17 protein-coding genes are annotated in these 15,941 nt (G+C 71.9%); 11 read left to right on the top strand and 6 right to left on the bottom strand.

The genetic code is table 11. The annotated features are described in order from the left end of the window. Window positions 1-5: 5 nt before the first annotated feature. Window positions 6-1,223: a sensor histidine kinase gene (locus ABD948_RS18345; protein ID WP_345268565.1), complete on the top strand. Its 1,218-nt coding sequence runs from the start codon at window positions 6-8 to the stop codon at window positions 1,221-1,223. 24 nt (window positions 1,224-1,247) lie between these two features. On the opposite strand, the gene ABD948_RS18340 is transcribed toward ABD948_RS18345, so the two are convergent. Next, entirely contained in the window at window positions 1,248-1,694 is a 447-nt protein-coding gene (locus ABD948_RS18340) for a VOC family protein (RefSeq protein WP_345268563.1), read from the bottom strand. 74 nt (window positions 1,695-1,768) lie between these two features. After that, on the bottom strand, window positions 1,769-2,947 hold the full coding sequence (gene nadA / locus ABD948_RS18335) for a quinolinate synthase NadA (protein WP_345268561.1): 1,179 nt from the start codon (window positions 2,945-2,947) through the stop codon (window positions 1,769-1,771). A 74-nt stretch (window positions 2,948-3,021) separates the two neighbouring features. Between nadA and ABD948_RS18330 the strand changes: the two genes are divergently transcribed. Then, window positions 3,022-3,570, top strand: a complete 549-nt coding sequence (locus ABD948_RS18330) for a hypothetical protein (RefSeq protein WP_345268559.1) — start codon at window positions 3,022-3,024, stop codon at window positions 3,568-3,570. Next, window positions 3,567-4,421, top strand: coding sequence for an RCC1 domain-containing protein (locus ABD948_RS18325; RefSeq protein ID WP_345268557.1), 855 nt, complete (start codon window positions 3,567-3,569; stop codon window positions 4,419-4,421). The genes ABD948_RS18330 and ABD948_RS18325 overlap by 4 nt, the downstream gene beginning before the upstream one ends. A gap of 53 nt (window positions 4,422-4,474) precedes the next feature. Here ABD948_RS18325 and ABD948_RS18320 read toward each other — a convergent pair whose 3' ends face one another. Next, window positions 4,475-5,365: a GNAT family N-acetyltransferase gene (locus ABD948_RS18320; protein WP_345268555.1), complete on the bottom strand. Its 891-nt coding sequence runs from the start codon at window positions 5,363-5,365 to the stop codon at window positions 4,475-4,477. 44 nt (window positions 5,366-5,409) lie between these two features. On the opposite strand from ABD948_RS18320, the gene ABD948_RS18315 reads away from it, so the two are divergent. Both ABD948_RS18315 and erpA read left to right on the top strand, forming a co-directional pair. Further along, a complete protein-coding gene (locus ABD948_RS18315; protein WP_345268553.1) occupies window positions 5,410-6,483 on the top strand; it encodes a glycerate kinase family protein in 1,074 nt (357 codons plus the stop codon). A gap of 83 nt (window positions 6,484-6,566) precedes the next feature. Beyond that, window positions 6,567-6,926, top strand: a complete 360-nt coding sequence (erpA, locus tag ABD948_RS18310) for an iron-sulfur cluster insertion protein ErpA (RefSeq protein WP_345268551.1) — start codon at window positions 6,567-6,569, stop codon at window positions 6,924-6,926. 176 nt (window positions 6,927-7,102) lie between these two features. On the opposite strand, the gene ABD948_RS18305 is transcribed toward erpA, so the two are convergent. Then, on the bottom strand, window positions 7,103-7,354 hold the full coding sequence (locus ABD948_RS18305) for a hypothetical protein (RefSeq protein ID WP_345268549.1): 252 nt from the start codon (window positions 7,352-7,354) through the stop codon (window positions 7,103-7,105). 63 nt (window positions 7,355-7,417) lie between these two features. Here ABD948_RS18305 and ABD948_RS18300 point away from each other — a divergent pair, with 63 nt between their 5' ends. Further along, window positions 7,418-8,398, top strand: a complete 981-nt coding sequence (locus ABD948_RS18300; RefSeq protein ID WP_345268547.1) for a carbohydrate kinase family protein — start codon at window positions 7,418-7,420, stop codon at window positions 8,396-8,398. Between the two features lie 57 nt (window positions 8,399-8,455). Here the strand turns inward: ABD948_RS18300 and ABD948_RS18295 are convergent, their stop codons facing one another. Both ABD948_RS18295 and ABD948_RS18290 read right to left on the bottom strand, forming a co-directional pair. After that, entirely contained in the window at window positions 8,456-8,695 is a 240-nt protein-coding gene (locus ABD948_RS18295) for a sulfurtransferase TusA family protein (RefSeq protein WP_345268545.1), read from the bottom strand. Further along, complete coding sequence (locus tag ABD948_RS18290; protein WP_345268543.1) at window positions 8,692-9,819, bottom strand: cysteine desulfurase family protein; 1,128 nt, start codon at window positions 9,817-9,819, stop codon at window positions 8,692-8,694. Before ABD948_RS18290 ends, ABD948_RS18295 begins: the two co-directional genes overlap by 4 nt. Window positions 9,820-9,950: 131 nt before the next feature. On the opposite strand from ABD948_RS18290, the gene ctaC reads away from it, so the two are divergent. The 5 genes from ctaC to ABD948_RS18265 all read left to right on the top strand — a co-directional run bounded on the left by ctaC (window position 9,951) and on the right by ABD948_RS18265 (window position 15,845). Continuing rightward, the gene (ctaC, locus tag ABD948_RS18285) at window positions 9,951-10,829 is read left to right on the top strand and encodes an aa3-type cytochrome oxidase subunit II (RefSeq protein WP_345268541.1); all 879 of its coding nucleotides are present in this window, start codon (window positions 9,951-9,953) and stop codon (window positions 10,827-10,829) included. Then, window positions 10,826-12,622 (top strand): aa3-type cytochrome oxidase subunit I, encoded by a 1,797-nt coding sequence (gene ctaD / locus ABD948_RS18280; protein ID WP_345268539.1) that lies wholly within the window; start codon window positions 10,826-10,828, stop codon window positions 12,620-12,622. Before ctaC ends, ctaD begins: the two co-directional genes overlap by 4 nt. Next, a complete protein-coding gene (locus ABD948_RS18275) occupies window positions 12,619-13,035 on the top strand; it encodes a cytochrome c oxidase subunit 4 (RefSeq protein ID WP_345268537.1) in 417 nt (138 codons plus the stop codon). Before ctaD ends, ABD948_RS18275 begins: the two co-directional genes overlap by 4 nt. A 201-nt stretch (window positions 13,036-13,236) precedes the next feature. Beyond that, window positions 13,237-14,469 carry a L,D-transpeptidase gene (locus ABD948_RS18270; protein WP_345268535.1) on the top strand — a complete coding sequence of 411 codons (1,233 nt, stop codon included), beginning with the start codon at window positions 13,237-13,239 and terminating at the stop codon, window positions 14,467-14,469. Window positions 14,470-14,993: 524 nt separating this feature from the next. Beyond that, window positions 14,994-15,845 (top strand): hypothetical protein, encoded by an 852-nt coding sequence (locus tag ABD948_RS18265; RefSeq protein ID WP_345268533.1) that lies wholly within the window; start codon window positions 14,994-14,996, stop codon window positions 15,843-15,845. The last annotated feature ends 96 nt before the right edge of the window (window positions 15,846-15,941 follow it).

The following is a 15,941-nucleotide window of genomic DNA, read 5'->3' as shown; positions in this document are numbered from 1 at the left end:
TCCAAGTGCGGTCTGTCGAGCCGGTTCTACCCGGTGCGAGTGAGGACGAGCGGGCCGAGGACTCGGCCCGCCTCGCCTCGATCACCCGCTACGACGTCGTCGGCCGGCCGCCCAGCGAGGCGCTGCAGGGCCTCGCGCGGCTGGCCGCCTCGGTCACCGGCATGCCGCTGTCGGCCATCGACCTGGTGACCGACCACGAGCAGTACCAGCTGGCGACGGTGGGCTTCACCGCCGACGTCTGCGCGCGGGAGGACTCGCTGTGCGACGTCGTGCTCCAGGAGCCCGGCGCGGTCGTCGTCGAGGACATGGCCCTCGACCCGCGGTTCGCGGGCAACCCCTTCGTCGACGGCACCCGTGCCGCCATCCGGTTCTACGCCTCCCAGCAGCTCGTCACGGCCCGCGGCGTCGTCATCGGGCGCCTGTGCGTCTTCGACACCGAGCCGCGCGAGATCGACCAGGTGCGCCTCGACGACCTGCGCACGGTGGCCGACAGCGTCGTCGACGTGCTCGAGCTGAGCCTGCGCAACCGAGAGCTCGACGGCTCCAACGCGCGGCTGGGCGGCTTCGCCAGCCGGGTGAGCCACGACCTCAAGACCCCGCTGACCAGCATCTCCATGACGCTGCAGCTGCTGCGGGACGAGATGGACGTCGAGGAGCGGTCCGGCGCGGACGCCGAGGAGGTCCGCTGGTTGCTCGACAAGTCGGTCGCGGCCTCCGAGCGGTTGGCCCACATGGTTGACAGCGTGCTCAGCCACGCCACCATCGACGGCCAGCTCCAGCGCACCAACGTCGACCTGCAGCGCCTGGTCGACGAGGTGCTGGACGACCTCCGCGTGGAGCTGACCGACGCGACCGTCGAGGTGCAGCCGCTTCCCACGGTGCTCGGGGACCCGGCGCACCTGCGCACCCTGGTCCAGAACCTGGTCGAGAACGCCGCGCGCTACCGCCACCCCGACCGGCCGCTGCGGATCTGCGTGCAGGCCGAGCAGCGTGGCCTCATGCAGCACGTGACGGTCTCCGACAACGGCACCGGCATCGCGGTGGAGCGTCAGCACCGCATCTTCCAGCACGGCGTGCGCGGCGTTCCCGAGGGGAGCGGGCTCGCGGGCGCCGGGATCGGGCTGGAGATCTGCCGGCGCGTCGTCGAGGCGCACGCCGGCACCATCGGCGTGCTCTCCGACGGCGAGCACGGCACCACCGTGTGGTTCGAGCTGCCCGTCTGATCCGCCAGCCGTGCCCCGAGCCGGTCAGTCGAGGCAGAACACGTGCCCGGCGGGGTCGCTGAGCACCAGGTGCCCGCGCTCGAGCGGAGGTGACGGCTCGTGCCGCTCGACCAGGCGGGCGCCGAGCGCCTGGAGCCTGCGGCACTCGGCCTCGAGCGCCGCCATCCGCTCCTCGTCGAGCAGGCCGGGAGCGGCCCGGACGTCGAGGTGCACCCGGCGTCCGGAGGGGACGGGTCCCTCGCTGCGCTGGAAGAACAGGCGCGGGCCCTGGCCGGCGGGATCCACCACCGCCGAGCGGTCGTTGCGCCGCTCGGGCGGCACGCCGAACGCCTCCAGCGCGTCCTCCCACGACGCGTGGCCCGGCGGCGGCGGCTCGAGCTGGTAGCCGAGCGCGGCGGCCCAGAACAGCGCGAGGGCGTGCGGGTCGGGGCAGTCGAGGGTGATCTGGACGGTGCGTGCGGGTGTGGTCATGCCCGCAGCCTGTCGCGCCATCCGGTCAGTTCCTGTCCGCAGTGCCACGGACGTGCGGACGTGGCCGGTGCTGCTCAGTCGCGGTGGGTCTTGCCCGGCAGGGCCAGCATCCGCTCGAGCGCCACCAGCGCCTCGCGCTCGGTCTCGGGGTCGACGGTGATCTGGTTGACCACCTCGCCGCGGACCAACGACTCCATCGCCCACACGAAGTGCGGCAGGTCGATGCGGTTCATCGTGGAGCAGTAGCAGACGTTGCGGTCCAGGAAGGCGATCTTCTTGTCCGGGTGCGCGTCGGCCAGCCGCTTGACCAGGTTGAGCTCGGTGCCGATCGCCCACGACGAGCCGGCCGGGGCCGCCTCGATGGTGGCGATGATGAACTCCGTGGAGCCCACCAGGTCGGCCTCGAGCACCACCTCGTGCTGGCACTCGGGGTGCACGAGGATCTGGATCTCGGGGTCGCGAGCGCGCAGCTCGCGCACGACGTCGACCGAGAAGCGCCCGTGCACCGAGCAGTGGCCCTTCCACAGGATCATCCGGGCGTCGCGCAGCTGCGCCTCGGTGAGGCCGCCGCCGGGCAGCAGCGGGTTCCAGACCACGCAGTCGCCGAGCTCGAGGCCCATCTTGAGCACGGCTGTGTTGCGGCCCAGGTGCTGGTCGGGCAGGAAGAGCACCTTGCCCTCGCCCTCGCCGCGCTGCCCGAAGGCCCACTCGAGCGCCACCTCGGCGTTGGAGGAGGTGCACACGACGCCGCCGTTGCGGCCGCAGAACGCCTTGATGTCGGCGCTGGAGTTCATGTAGGTGACCGGGACGACCTGCTCCTGCACGCCGGCCTCGGCCAGCGCCTCCCAGGCGGACTCCACCTGGTTCAGGCGCGCCATGTCGGCCATCGAGCACCCGGCGGCGAGGTCGGGGAGGACGACGCGCTGGCTGGGAGCGGTGAGGATGTCGGCCGACTCGGCCATGAAGTGCACGCCGCAGAAGACGATGTACTCGGCGTCGGGGCGCGCCGCCGCCTCGCGCGCCAGCTTGAAGGAGTCGCCGGTCACGTCCGCGAACTCGATCACCTCGTCGCGCTGGTAGTGGTGCCCGAGCACGAAGACCCGCTCGCCCAGCGCCTCCTTCGCGGCGCGGGCGCGCGCCACGAGGCCCGGGTCGGAGGCCGCCGGCAGGTCGCCAGGGCACTCGACGCCGCGCTCCGAGGCGACGTCGCGCCCCCGGCCGAGCGGCAGCAGGGGCAGGTCGACAGTCGTCATGTCCTCATCCTAGGAGCCCCGCCGTCCGGGCGGGTCGTGGTGTCGGTCGGCTGACGGTGTGCCACGGTGGGCGTGTGCGCCAGCGAACCCTGCAGACCGGTCCCGTGCGCTCGGCGCACGGCCGCGTCGCCCTGCACGTCGACGCCGAGGGGCTGCTGCTCGTGGAGCACGCCTCCTGGCGCGACGACGTCGAGTGGGTGGTCGCCGCGCCGGTCGTCCTGGCGGTGTGCGCCTTCGTGGCCTCCGCCTACGCAGACGGCGGCGCGCAGGCGGTGCTCAGCTACGCGGCCGCAGGGCTGCTGGTGGTCGCGCTCGTGGCCTACGTGGCACTGCACGTGGGCGCCACGGCCATGGCTGCGCGCTCGGCGCTGAGCCGGCGGGGTCGCAGTGAGACCCGCTCGCACCTGCGCGGACTCGGTCGCGCCCTGCGGGGCGAGGTGGACGAGTCCTCGGTCCTCCAGCGGGTGCCGCGCCGCGACGTCGTCGCCGTGCCGCCGCTCTCAGGTCGCTGGCGACCGACGCTGCTGCTCGGCACCACGGTGGGCGAGCTGCGCATCAGCGGGTGGCCGTGGCGGCGCAGCGACCTCGAGCTGGTGCGGACCGCCCTGGGTGGTGTGGCGTGAGCGGCGTGATCGCGGCAGGACGCCGTCACTCACTCGGCCTGCGCCCCGACGGCACCGTCCTGGCCTCCGGCGCGCCTCGGTCCCCCGAGAGCCAGGTGGGCGCCTGGCGCGAGGTGGTCGCGGTGACCGCGGGCAGCGTCCACGCCGCCGACAACACCGGCCGCTCCCACAGCGTGGGCCTCCTGGCCGATGGCACGGTCGCCGCTGCGGGCTGGAACGAGGACGGGCAGTGCGAGGTCGGCGACTGGAGCGACGTCGTCGTCGCTGCCGCGGGGTGGCGGCGCACCCTGGCGGTGCGGCGCGACGGCACGGTGCTCGTCGCCGGCCGCCGGGCCGAGGGCGCCTGCGACGTCGAGGGTTGGCGCGACGTGGTGGACGTCAGTGCCGGTGACTGGCACTCGGTGGCCGTGCACGCCGACGGCACCGCCTCCGCCACGGGCAGCGACCGACGCGGCCAGTGCGGCGTCGCGGGGTGGAGCGACCTGACCGCGGTCTCCGCCGGCTACCTGCACACCCTCGGCCTCACCGACGACGGACGCGTGCTCGTGGCCGGCGAGCTGCCCGCGCACGAGCAGGTGGGGGAGTGGCGCGGCGTGCGGGCGATGACCTCCGGGAGCCGGCACGCAGTCGCGCTGCTCGCGGACGGCACTGTCCTCGCGGCCGGCGACGACTCCGCGGGCCAGTGCCGCACGGGATCCTGGCGCGACGTCGTCGCGGTGGCCGCGGGGAGCCGGCACACGCTCGGGCTGCGCGCCGACGGCACCGTGGTCGCCGCGGGTGGCGACGAGCACGGCCAGTGCCGCGTGGGGCCCTGGCGGCTGAGGACGCCCGAGACCGACCAGACCGACTGAGCGGCAGTCCTCTCGGAGCAGCCCTCTCAGAGCAGCCCTCTCAGGTCAGGCCCTCAGAGCAGGGCGCCGTGGTGCACGTAGGGAGCGGGCGGCCTGGGCACGCCGCGCAGGGCCAGGTAGCCCTCGGTGCGCAGCGCGAGGCGGGCGGCGAGACCCACCTCGACCGCCCACGCGTTGGCAGCCGTCACGTGACGCACCGCGGTGGTGGCGGGCCCGTCGGCCAGGGCTGCCCACAGCATCCGGGTGGCCGTGCGCCTGTTGGTCGCCGCCAGCAGCTCCAGCCGGCCCCCGCCCGAGAGGTAGGCGTAGCCCGACCCGGTGCTGGTGTCGGAGACGATCAGCCGCCACGCGTCCTGCATCCAGGCGTGGTCGGGTCCGTGGGCGGCGCCGCGGGCTCGACGGTCCACGGAGTCCAGCAGCTCGGTGTCGCCGGCCGATCCCTCGCGCACCTTGCTCACCACGGGGATCACCGAGCGGTCTACCGTGCCCTCGAGGGTCATCTGCGGGTGGAACGAGAAGCCCGCCGCCGCGTAGGTGCGGACCGCCCGCGGGTCGTCGGAGGCAGCCAGCATGCCGTGCAGGCAGCCCCGGCCGTGGTGGAGCGCGGCACCCAGCAGGGCCCGGCCGAGCCCCTGGCCCTGGTGCTCGGGCCGGACGGCGAACGTGGCCAGCACCCACGTGGTCTCGCGCACCAGGCTGGTGGCGAAGCCCAGCATCCCGGTCTCGCCCTCGGCCACCCAGCAGCCCCCGGGGTCGGTGCGCAGCAGGTGCTCGGTGCGCGAGCGCCAGTCGCCCGCACGGGTCGCCGGTCGCAGAGCCGGCTCGGGATCGCCGGCCCGCAGCATCCGCCGGTCGACGTCGAGGAACGCCTCGGCACTGAGCCGCTCGGCGGTCGCGACGTCGTCGGGACGCATCGGGCGCACCATCGGGCTCGCGGGGCTCATGGGCCCCGACCCTAGGGCGACGGGGGTGCGCGAGGATGGTCGGCATGCGCGTTCTCGTGGCCCCCGACAAGTTCGCCGGCACGCTGACCGCGGTCGAGGCCGCGGAGGCCATCGCCGAGGGATGGCGCCGTCGCGCCCCCGACGACGAGCTCGACCTCGCGCCGATGGCCGACGGCGGCCCGGGCTTCGTCGACGTGCTGCACGCGGCGCTCGGCGGCGACCTGATGGCCTCGGTGGTACCGGGGCCCCTCGGTGAGGAGGTGCCGGCGACGACGCTGATGGTCGGCGACACCGCGTACGTGGAGAGCGCCCAGGCCTGCGGGGTCCACCTCACCGGTGGCGAGCGCGGCGAGGAGGCCACCTCCTACGGCGTCGGCGTGCTCGTCGCGCGGGCGCTCGAGGCCGGCGCACGCACGGTGGTGGTGGGTCTCGGCGGCTCCGGCAGCAACGACGGCGGGGCCGGGCTGCTGGCCGCCCTCGGGGCCACCGCAGACCGGCCGCTCGACCAGGGCGCCCGCGGGCTCGGCGGTGTCACCGCGGTGCAGCTGCCCGCTGCACCGGACGCCACGCTGGTGGTGGCCTCCGACGTCGACAACCCGCTCACCGGGCTCTTCGGGGCCACCAAGGTCTTCGGGCCGCAGAAGGGCGTGGCCGAGGAGCGCATCGCCGAGGTCGACGGCTGGCTCGAGGCCTTCGCCGTCGCCACCGACCGGCGCACCTCGCTCGAGAAGGGCGCTGGTGCCGCGGGCGGCCTCGGGTACGCCCTGCTGTGCCTGGGCGCCACCCGCCGCCCGGGCCTCGACGTGGTGGCCGACGCCGTCGGGCTGGCCGACCGGGCGCGCGCCACCGACCTCGTGCTCACCGGCGAGGGCGCCTTCGACTTCTCCAGCCGCAGCGGCAAAGTTCCCTACGGCGTCGCCGAGGTGGCCGCCGCCGCCGTCCGGCCCTGCGTGGCCCTGGCCGGCCAGGTGCTCGTCGGGTCGCGCGAGATGCGCGCGCTCGGCGTCGAGTCGGCCTACTCGCTGGTCGACCTGGTGGGCGAGGAACAGGCGTTCGCCGATCCTGCGGGCTCGCTCGCCGCGCTGGCGGAGCGGGTGGCACGGACCTGGTCGCGCTGAGCCGGGGGATCGGGGAATACCCCGCCGTGTGCGACGATTGAACCGTAGGAACGATCCACGACCAGCGACCCCAGGGAGCACGCATGACCGAGCAGGTCGAGACCACCGAGCGCCGCACCGACCAGATCAACCTCTCCTCGGTGGCTGCCGCCAAGGTGAAGAGCCTCCTCGAGCAGGAGGGTCGCGACGACCTCCAGCTCCGCATCTCCGTGCAGCCCGGTGGCTGCAGCGGTCTGCGCTACCAGCTGTTCTTCGACGAGCGCACCCTCGACGGTGACGTCCTCACCGACTTCGACGGCGTCGCCGTCGTCGTCGACCGGATGAGCGTCCCCTACCTCAACGGTGCCGAGATCGACTTCGTCGACTCCATCGAGAAGCAGGGCTTCACCATCGACAACCCGAACGCCACCGGCTCCTGCGCCTGCGGAGACTCCTTCCACTGAGTCACGGCGGCGCAGCCGACGTGACTGTCGGTGGTTGAGCAAGCCCCGCGGCTGAGCTCGGGAAGCCGCGACGGGCGCGTCGAAACCCCCGCAGCCGCATACGCAGCATCAAGCACGACGAAGCCCCGGTCCTCACGGACCGGGGCTTCGTCGTCGTCAGGAGTCCTGCGCGGACCTCAGTCAAGGTGCAGGTGCAGCGCGTCGGCGAGCCGCTTGGCGGCGTCGCTGACGGCGATGTCGCGCTTGACGACCTCGCGCGGGAAGTCGTCGTAGGCGATGCTCGGCGCGGGCCGGGTGGCGGCGCGTGCGGCGCGTGCCAGGCGGGCCTCGTGGCGCTGCTCGGCGGTGGGCAGACCCAGGTTGCGGCCGACCTCCGCGCAGTCGGCAGCCATCTGGGCGGGCGTGGCCAGGTCGTCGTAGGCGGTCATGTGATCGACGCTAGGGGCTACTGACGCGTAGTCGTACCGGTACCGCTCGGTAGTGTTCGCGCCATGTCTGCCCCCCTGCTGGTCGCCGGCTCGATCGCCACCGACCACCTCATGTCCTTCCACGGCAAGTTCGCCGACTCGCTCGTCGTCGAGCAGCTCGACAAGCTCTCGGTCTCCTTCCTGGTCCAGGACCTGGAGATCCGGCGCGGCGGAGTGGCGCCGAACATGTGCTTCGGGCTGGGCCGGCTCGGCCTGCGCCCGGTGCTGGTGGGCGCGGCGGGGGAGGACTTCGCCGACTACCGCTCCTGGCTGGAGCGCCACGGCGTCGACTGCGACGCCGTCCACATCTCCGAGACCCTGCACACCGCCCGCTTCGTGTGCACCACCGACTCCACGATGGCCCAGTTCGCCTCGTTCTACCCCGGTGCCATGAGCGAGGCGCGCCAGATCGAGCTCGCCCCGATCGTCGCGCGCGTCGGCGAGCCGGCCTACGTGCTCATCGGCGCCGACGATCCCGACGCCATGAAGCGCCACACCCACGAGTGCCGCCAGCGGGGCTACCGCTTCATCGCCGACTGCTCCCAGCAGCTGGCCTTCAGCGACGGCGAGCTGATCCGTGACCTCATCGAGGGCGCCGCGATCCTGTTCTCCAACGAGTACGAGTCGCACATGATCGAGCAGAAGACCGGCTGGTCGGCCGACGAGGTGCTCTCGAAGGTCGAGCTGCAGGTGACCACGTTGGGCAAGGACGGCGTGCGCGTCACCCGCCGCGACGGCGCCAGCTTCGAGGTGCCGGCCGCCCGCGACGTCGCCGCCCTCGAGCCCACCGGTGTCGGCGACGCCTTCCGGGCCGGCTTCCTGGCCGCGCTCGCCTGGGGTCTCTCCGACGAGCGCGCCGCCCAGGTGGGCTGCGTGCTGGCCGCCTACGTGGTCGAGACCGTCGGCACCCAGGAGTACGACTTCACGCCCGCCGAGTTCGTGGCCCGCGTCGAGGACTCCTACGGCGCCGAAGCCTCCGCCGAGGTCGCCGCCCACGTGCACTGACCTGTCGTTCGCTGCGCCGGGTGGACGTCGACCCGGCGCAGCGTGCGCGGGTCGACGTCAGGAGAGGCGACGCACCGTGTAGCGCGCGACGCCGTCCGCGGCGGTGTCGGCGCCCACGTACTCCTGGCCGCGCATCCGGCACCAGGCCGGCACGTCGGCGCGGGCGGCGGGATCCTCGGCCACGACGGCCAGCAGACCGCCGAGAGCCACATCGGCCAGGTGTCGCGCGAGCTCGATGATCGGCCGGGGGCAGGGCATGCCCCGGCAGTCCAGCTCGAGGAGGGGCTGCTCGCTCACAGCTCCAGCCCGGCTCGGAGCTCGACGAGCACCTCGGGGAGCGCCGCGCAGAACGCCTCCACCTGCTCCTCGCGCACCTCGCGCGGCAGCGAGATCCGCACGTTGCCGTGCGTCAGCGCCCCCATCGCGGAGAGCACGTGGCTGGGCTCGAGCGTCGACGACGTGCACGCCGAGCCGCTGGCCACGGCGAAGCCGCGCCGGTCCAGGGCGTGCACGAGCGCCTCGCCGTCCACGTAGAGGCACGAGAAGGTCAGCAGGTGTGGGGCGCGGTCCACGGGGTCGCCCACCACGTCGACGTCGGGAAGCGTCGCCGCGGCGGCCCGCACCCGGTCCACGAGCCGTCGGTGGCGCGCGTCGCGCTCGGGCTGCTCCTCGAGGGTCGCCCGCAGCGCCGCGGCGGCTGCCAGCGCGGCCGGCACGTCCACCGGTCCCGGGCCGTCGCGCTCGTCGTCGCCCGGCCACGGGTTGCTCCACCGCACGCGTCGACGCACCGCCATCAGCGCCACCCCCGCCGGACCGCCCCACGCCCGGGCCGGCGCGGTGAGCACGGCCCACTGCCGCGGCAGCGGGTCGCGACCGATGGTGTTCGTGGCGTCCACGAGGAGCGGCAGCCCGGCGGGCAGGTCGAGGTCGTCGACGGGCTGACGGGTGCCCACCTCGTGGTTGGCGCTCTGCAGCGCCGCGACGCCGACGCCGGGGGAGCGGGCCGCCTCGCAGAAGGCGGCGGCGTCCACCCGTCCGAGGGCGTCCACCGGGACGCTGTGGTGCCTGGTGCCCTCGCGCCGGGCCGACCAGGCGGCGGTGTGCAGCACCGCGGAGTGCTCGACGGCGCCGTGCACCATCTCCCGCGCGGCCCCGGGACGCCCCTCCAGCAGCCCCAGGAGTCCCCGCTGCACGGCCTCGGTGCCCGTCGGTGCGAAGGCCACCTCGTCGTCGCGCAGCTCCAGGCACTCGGCCACGACCGCGCGGGCGTTGTCGAGCAGCAGCCGGGCCCGGCGCCCCTCGCGGTGCAGCCGCCGCGGGTCCGACCAGCCCTGGTCGAGGGCCGCGGCGAAGGTCTCGCGAGCGGCCGGGTGCAGCGGCTCGCCGGAGGCGGCGTCCAGGAGCGTCGCGGCATTTGTCACAACTGCGACGTTAGTGCCCACCCGGACCCCGGTTGCGGGGTGCACTCGGATACGCTGGCCGTGTTCTGAGATCGTCCTGAGACGTCGCTGAACACCGTGGTTCTCCCGCCGTCTGAGAGGAAGGCTCGTCCGTGGGTCTGCAGCTCGCCGAGCGCCCCGTCGAGAAGACGCGTCGCCTGCGCCGCCTCGCCCTCACCGCACTGCCGCTCACGGCCGTGCTGGTGCTGAGCGGGTGCTCCGAGGAGGGCAAGCGCTTCGCCATGCCCGAGCCGGTCACCGAGGAGGGCACTCACATCCTGTCGCTGTGGCAGGGTGCCTGGATCGCCGCGCTCGTCGTCGGCGTCTTCGTGTGGGGCCTGATCTTCTACGCCGTCGTGCGGTTCCGTCGTCGCAGCGACGACGAGATCCCCGTGCAGACGCGCTACAACCTGCCGCTGGAGATCTTCTACACGATCTTCCCCATCATCATGGTCGTGGTGTTCTTCTCCCACACCGTGCGCGTGCAGAACATCGTCCTGGACGACTCCCCGCCCGACAACGTCGTCTACGTGGTCGGCCAGCAGTGGTCCTGGACCTTCAACTACCCCGAGTCGGTCGACGGCCAGAACGTCTACACCGCCGGCACGGGCAACATCATCCCGACGCTCTACCTGCCGGTCGGCCAGACCACGCGGTTCGAGCTCCGCACCCCCGACGTGATCCACGACTTCGGCGTCCCCGGCTTCCTGATGAAGATGGACGTCATGCCGGGCCAGAAGAACCACTTCCAGGTCACGCCCACCACCGAGGGCACCTACGCGGGCAAGTGCTACGAGCTGTGCGGGATCTACCACTCGCGCATGCTCTTCAACGTCGAGGTCGTCTCCGAGGCGGAGTACCAGCTGCGCCTGGACGAGATGGCCGAGCGTGGAGACATCTCGGACGAGCCCCTGCTCGGGCCTGACCTTGTCTGCACCCAGGTGGGTCTTCCCGAGGAGGCCTCCCAGGAGTTCATTGAGGAGTGCCGATGACCACCACCGCGCCGCAGCCCACTCCCACCGAGACGGTGCTGCCGAGCCGCAAGCCGCTGGGCCAGCAGCTCGTGCGGCTGATGACCACCACCGATCACAAGCTGATCGGCAAGATGTACCTGGTCACCTCGTTCGCCTGGTTCATGATCGGCGGCCTGATGGCCATGCTGATCCGCGCCGAGCTGGCCTACCCGGGCTCGCAGGTCGTCAACGACGACCTGTACAACCAGCTGTTCACCATGCACGGCACGATCATGCTGCTGCTGTTCGCGACGCCGCTGTTCTTCGGTTTCGCCAACGTGATCATGCCGCTGCAGATCGGCTCGCCCGACGTCGCGTTCCCGCGCATGAACATGTTCAGCTACTGGCTGTTCCTGTTCGGCAGCCTGATCGCCGCCTCCGGCTTCCTCACCCCGCAGGGTGCGGCCGACTTCGGCTGGTTCGCCTACACGCCGCTGTCGGACGCCGTCCGCTCGCCGGGCGTCGGGGGCGACCTGTGGATCATGGGTCTGTGGCTCGCCGGCCTGGGCACGATCCTCGGCGCGGTCAACTTCATCACCACGATCGTGTGCATGCGCGCCCCGGGCATGACCATGTTCCGGATGCCGCTGTTCGTCTGGAACACGCTGGTCACCAGCCTGCTGGTGCTCATCGCCTTCCCGGTGCTGGCCGGTGCGCTGCTCTCCCTGGAGGCTGACCGCCAGCTGGGCGCCCACGTCTTCGACACCGCCCACGGCGGAGCGATCCTGTGGCAACACCTGTTCTGGTTCTTCGGGCACCCCGAGGTGTACATCATCGCGCTGCCGTTCTTCGGCATCGTCACCGAGATCCTGCCGGTCTTCAGCCGCAAGCCGCTGTTCGGCTACGTCGGCCTGGTCGGCGCCACCCTGGGCATCGCGATCCTCTCGGTCGCGGTGTGGGCGCACCACATGTTCGTCACCGGTGCGGTCAACCTGCCCTTCTTCTCGGGCATGACGTTCCTGATCGCGGTGCCGACAGGAGTGAAGTTCTTCAACTGGATCGGCACGATGTGGGGGGGATCTCTGTCCTTCGACACCCCCATGCTGTGGTCGATCGGCTTCCTGACGACCTTCCTGTTCGGTGGTCTGACCGGCATCATCCTGGCCAGCCCGCCGCTGGACTTCCACGTCTCGGACTCCTACTTCGTGGTGGCGCACTTCCACTACGTGGTCTTCGGCACGGTGGTGTTCGCGATGTTCGCCGGCTTCTACTTCTGGTGGCCGAAGATGACCGGGCGGATGCTCGACGAGCGGCTCGGCAAGCTGCACTTCTGGGTGCTGTTCGTGGGCTTCCACCTCACCTTCCTGGTGCAGCACTGGCTCGGCGTCGAGGGCATGCCCCGTCGCTACGCCGACTACCTGCCCGAGGACGGGTTCACCGTGCTCAACCAGGTCTCGACCATCGGTGCCTTCCTGCTGGGCGCCTCGACGCTGCCGTTCTTCTACAACGTCTACATCTCCCGCAAGTCCCCCAAGGTCGAGGTCGACGACCCGTGGGGTTGGGGCCGCTCGCTGGAGTGGGCCACCTCGTGCCCGCCGCCGCGCCACAACTTCGTCACCATCCCGCGGATCCGCTCGGAGTCGCCGGCCTTCGACCTGCACCACCCGGAGATCGCCGCCATCGAGCTCGACGACAACCCCGGCATGCGGGGTGGCGGCTTCGCCGACGCCCCCGACATGGAGGGCCGTGAGGAGGTCGTCCGCGGCCACGATGGCACGGACACCACCGGTGGCACCGACAACCGCGACAGCAAGGGAGACGACGACCGATGAAGGCGGAAGCCTGGATCTTCGTGGTCTGCACCGTGTTCCTGGTGCTGGTCACGCCCGCCTACTGGCTGGTGACGGACGCGACCGAGCAGGGCGGTGACTGGACCGGCACCTCGGCGCTGGTCATGACCACGCTGCTCACCGCGATGGTGGCCCTCTACCTGGGGTTCCACGCCAAGCGCATGGACCCCCGGCCCGAGGACCGCAAGGACGCCGAGATCGCCGACGGCGCCGGCGAGCTCGGCTTCTTCCCGCCGTACTCGTGGTGGCCGCTGTGGTGCGCCGCGGCGCTCGCCACGATGGTCTTCGGCATCGCTGCCGGCGCGTGGTGGCTGTTCATCATCGCCTCGGTGCCCGGTGCACTGGCCCTGTGCGGTCTCGTCTTCGAGTACTACCGCGGCGAGCACGCCCACTGAGGCTCCTCCTGCTGCACCGCCGCTGATCGTGCGCCGACCGGGTCCCGGTCTGCGCACGACGCGCGAGAGGGGCCGAAGGTTGCCTCCGGTGCGGGTGAGATACCCCGCGCCGTGCCGAATCGGAATGGTCCGTACCAGCGGTTACCCTGGGCGAGCGGCCACTCGGTCGCACCAGTCTCTCGAGTCTTTCTTGGAGCACCCATGCGTTCCCGGCACCTGCGGCCGGCTGCTGCCGCCGTCTCCCTCCTGCTGACCACTCTCGCCCTGACGGCCTGCGATGCAGGTTCGGCGCTGCCCGGTGCTGGTCCCGACGACACCACCGCTGCGGCGGGCAGTGCCGGTGCCGACGGCGGGAGCGGCGCCGAGGCGGGCGCGGCCGTCGTCAGCACCAACGTGCGCCAGAACGCCAGCGACGTGCCCGTCAGCAAGGTCGTCACCGTCGAGGTGGCCGACGGCACCCTCGATTCGGTCAAGGTGACCTCGCCCGCCGGCGCCGTCCAGGGCGAGATGGCCGACGGCGGCGCCGCCTGGTCCTCCACGGGCGGTCTCGAGCCCGGCGTCACCTACACCGTCCGCAGCGTCGCCACCGGCGAGGACGGCGAGAGCGTGCGCGCCTCCTCGCGCTTCAGCACCCAGGCCCTGACGCTCGACCAGCAGGTCTACCCGTCTGTCTCCCCGCTCCAGGGCGAGGAGGTGGGCGTCGGCATGCCGGTCATCGTCAACTTCGACCTCCCGGTCACCGACCGCGCCAGCTTCGAGCGCCACATGAGCGTGCAGACCACGCCGAAGCAGGCCGGAAGCTGGTATTGGCTCAGCGACAACATCGCGCACTGGCGCCCGAAGACCTACTGGAAGCCCGGCACCCAGGTCAGCGTCGACGTCGACGTCAACGGCGTCGAGGCGGGCAACGGCCTCTACGGCCAGGAGAGCCGCAACGTCGACTTCACCGTCGGTGACGCCAACATCTACAAGGTCGACATGGTCAGCCACGAGATGAAGGTGTTCAGCAACGGTGAGCTGCTGCGCACCCTCCCGATCACCACGGGCGAGCAGCCCAAGTTCACGACCCGTACGGGCGTCAAGGTCATCATGGAGATGTTCGACTCCAAGACGATGAACTCCGAGACCGTGGGCATCCCCAACGACAGCGCCGACGGCTACAACATCGACAACGTCCAGTGGGCCATGCGGGTCACCAACTCCGGTGAATTCATCCACGCCGCCCCCTGGTCGGTCTCCTCGCAGGGCAACGCCAACGTCTCCCACGGCTGCACCGGCCTCTCCACCGAGGACGCCGGTTGGCTGTACTCCATGTCCAAGCGTGGCGACGTCGTCGAGTACACCGGCTCGGACCGTCCCATGGAGCCTGGCAACGGTTGGACCGACTGGAACGTCTCCTGGCCCGAGTACCAGACCGGGTCCGCCCTCAGCTGACCCTCTCCCGCCGACCCGGCGTGAGTGCGCACGGGTGGGGCGCCGACCCAGCCGGAAAGCGCACAGGTAGGACGCCGACCCGGCGTGAGTGCGCACAGGTCAGACGCCGACCCAGCCGGAAAGCGCACAGGTAGGACGCCGACCCGGCCCGAAAGCGCACAGGTAGGACGCCGACCCGGCGTGAAAGCGCACAGGTAGGACGCCGACCCGGCGTGAAAGCGCACAGGTAGGACGCCGACCCGGCCCGAAAGCGCACAGGTCAGACGCCGACCCGGCCGTGGAGCGCACGGGTCGGCGGGGCAGGTCTGTGCCTCCCCACGGGTTTTCCACAGGTCCAGGATCGACGGCGCGGATCCTGCCCGTCCCGGTGCAGGGTTGAAGGCGTGACAGTCAATCCGGAGCGCCCGCCGGCCTTCCTGGGCGCCAGTAGCAACCTGCCTCTCGATCGTCCGTTCACTGCGGCGCAGGCGCAGCAGGCAGGAGTGGATGGCCGACGACTCCAACGCTGGCGCGAGCAGGGCTTGGTGATCAGCCCGGTCCGCGGCGCCTACCACGTGACCCAGCTCGAGGACGGCCTCGCGCTTCGCGCGGCCTGCCTGCGGTTGACGGCGCCGGAGGACGCCGTCGTCACCGACCACACAGCTGCCTGGTTGCACGGCGCCCCCATGGTGCTGCCCGCGAACGCCCACCTCGAGGTGCCTCCAGTGGCGATCTACCTGCCGCCGGGTCGTCGGCTGCGCAGCAAGCTCGCAGACAGCGGGGAACGGAGTCTGCTGGCGCACGAGATCACGGTGGTGGACGGCATCGCGGTGACCTCCCTGGTCAGAACCACCTGCGACCTCGGACGTCGACGTCACCCGGGCCAGGCCTTCGAGGCGATGTGCGCGATGGCGAACGTCCCCGAGCTGGACCTCGGGGCGTTCCGTCGCGAGGTGGACTCTCCGCGCTTCCACGGCTACCGCTGGGTGCGCACGCTGCGCGCGTGGGCGCCTCACGTCGTGCGTGGCACCCAGTCGTCGGGGGAGTGCGGGCTGCTCCGGCACTGGATCGACTGCTCGGACCTGCCCTATCCGAGCGTCCAGGTCCCTGTGCCGGGTCCTCGTGGCCACACCCTCTACCTCGACCTCGGATGCCCCGACCTGAAGTACGCGGCCGAGTACGACGGTCCGCGGTGGCACGGCCCCGAGAGATGGGAGCACGACCTGGAGCGGCGCAGGTGGCTCGAGCAGCACGAGGGGTGGGAGATCGACGTCTTCACGGCTGCGGATGTCTATGGCCAGCAGCAGACCGCACCGTGGCGTTTGCGCGAAGGCGTCGCCCGCGCACGGAAACGGGCGGGTCAGCGGGCGTGGCACGGTCAGGATCGCGTGAGCTGATCTCGAGCCGTACCAGCGCTGTCTCGGCGAGGGCGGCCCGCCGACCCGGCCTGTACCAGCCCGGGTCGGCGTCTCACCCGTGCGCTTTGAAGCCGG

Source organism: Nocardioides nanhaiensis, assembly GCF_039542785.1.
Taxonomy (GTDB): domain Bacteria; phylum Actinomycetota; class Actinomycetes; order Propionibacteriales; family Nocardioidaceae; genus Nocardioides; species Nocardioides nanhaiensis.
This window is presented reverse-complemented; position numbering and strand designations above follow the sequence as displayed.

Coding starts and splice junctions, on each gene's coding strand:
- ABD948_RS18340 (WP_345268563.1), bottom strand. CDS start 1,694: ATGACCACACCCGCACGCACCGTCCAGATCACCCTCGACTGCCCCGAC.
- nadA (WP_345268561.1), bottom strand. CDS start 2,947: ATGACGACTGTCGACCTGCCCCTGCTGCCGCTCGGCCGGGGGCGCGAC.
- ABD948_RS18320 (WP_345268555.1), bottom strand. CDS start 5,365: ATGAGCCCCGCGAGCCCGATGGTGCGCCCGATGCGTCCCGACGACGTC.
- ABD948_RS18315 (WP_345268553.1), top strand. CDS start 5,410: ATGCGCGTTCTCGTGGCCCCCGACAAGTTCGCCGGCACGCTGACCGCG.
- erpA (WP_345268551.1), top strand. CDS start 6,567: ATGACCGAGCAGGTCGAGACCACCGAGCGCCGCACCGACCAGATCAAC.
- ABD948_RS18305 (WP_345268549.1), bottom strand. CDS start 7,354: ATGACCGCCTACGACGACCTGGCCACGCCCGCCCAGATGGCTGCCGAC.
- ABD948_RS18300 (WP_345268547.1), top strand. CDS start 7,418: ATGTCTGCCCCCCTGCTGGTCGCCGGCTCGATCGCCACCGACCACCTC.
- ctaD (WP_345268539.1), top strand. CDS start 10,826: ATGACCACCACCGCGCCGCAGCCCACTCCCACCGAGACGGTGCTGCCG.
- ABD948_RS18275 (WP_345268537.1), top strand. CDS start 12,619: ATGAAGGCGGAAGCCTGGATCTTCGTGGTCTGCACCGTGTTCCTGGTG.
- ABD948_RS18270 (WP_345268535.1), top strand. CDS start 13,237: ATGCGTTCCCGGCACCTGCGGCCGGCTGCTGCCGCCGTCTCCCTCCTG.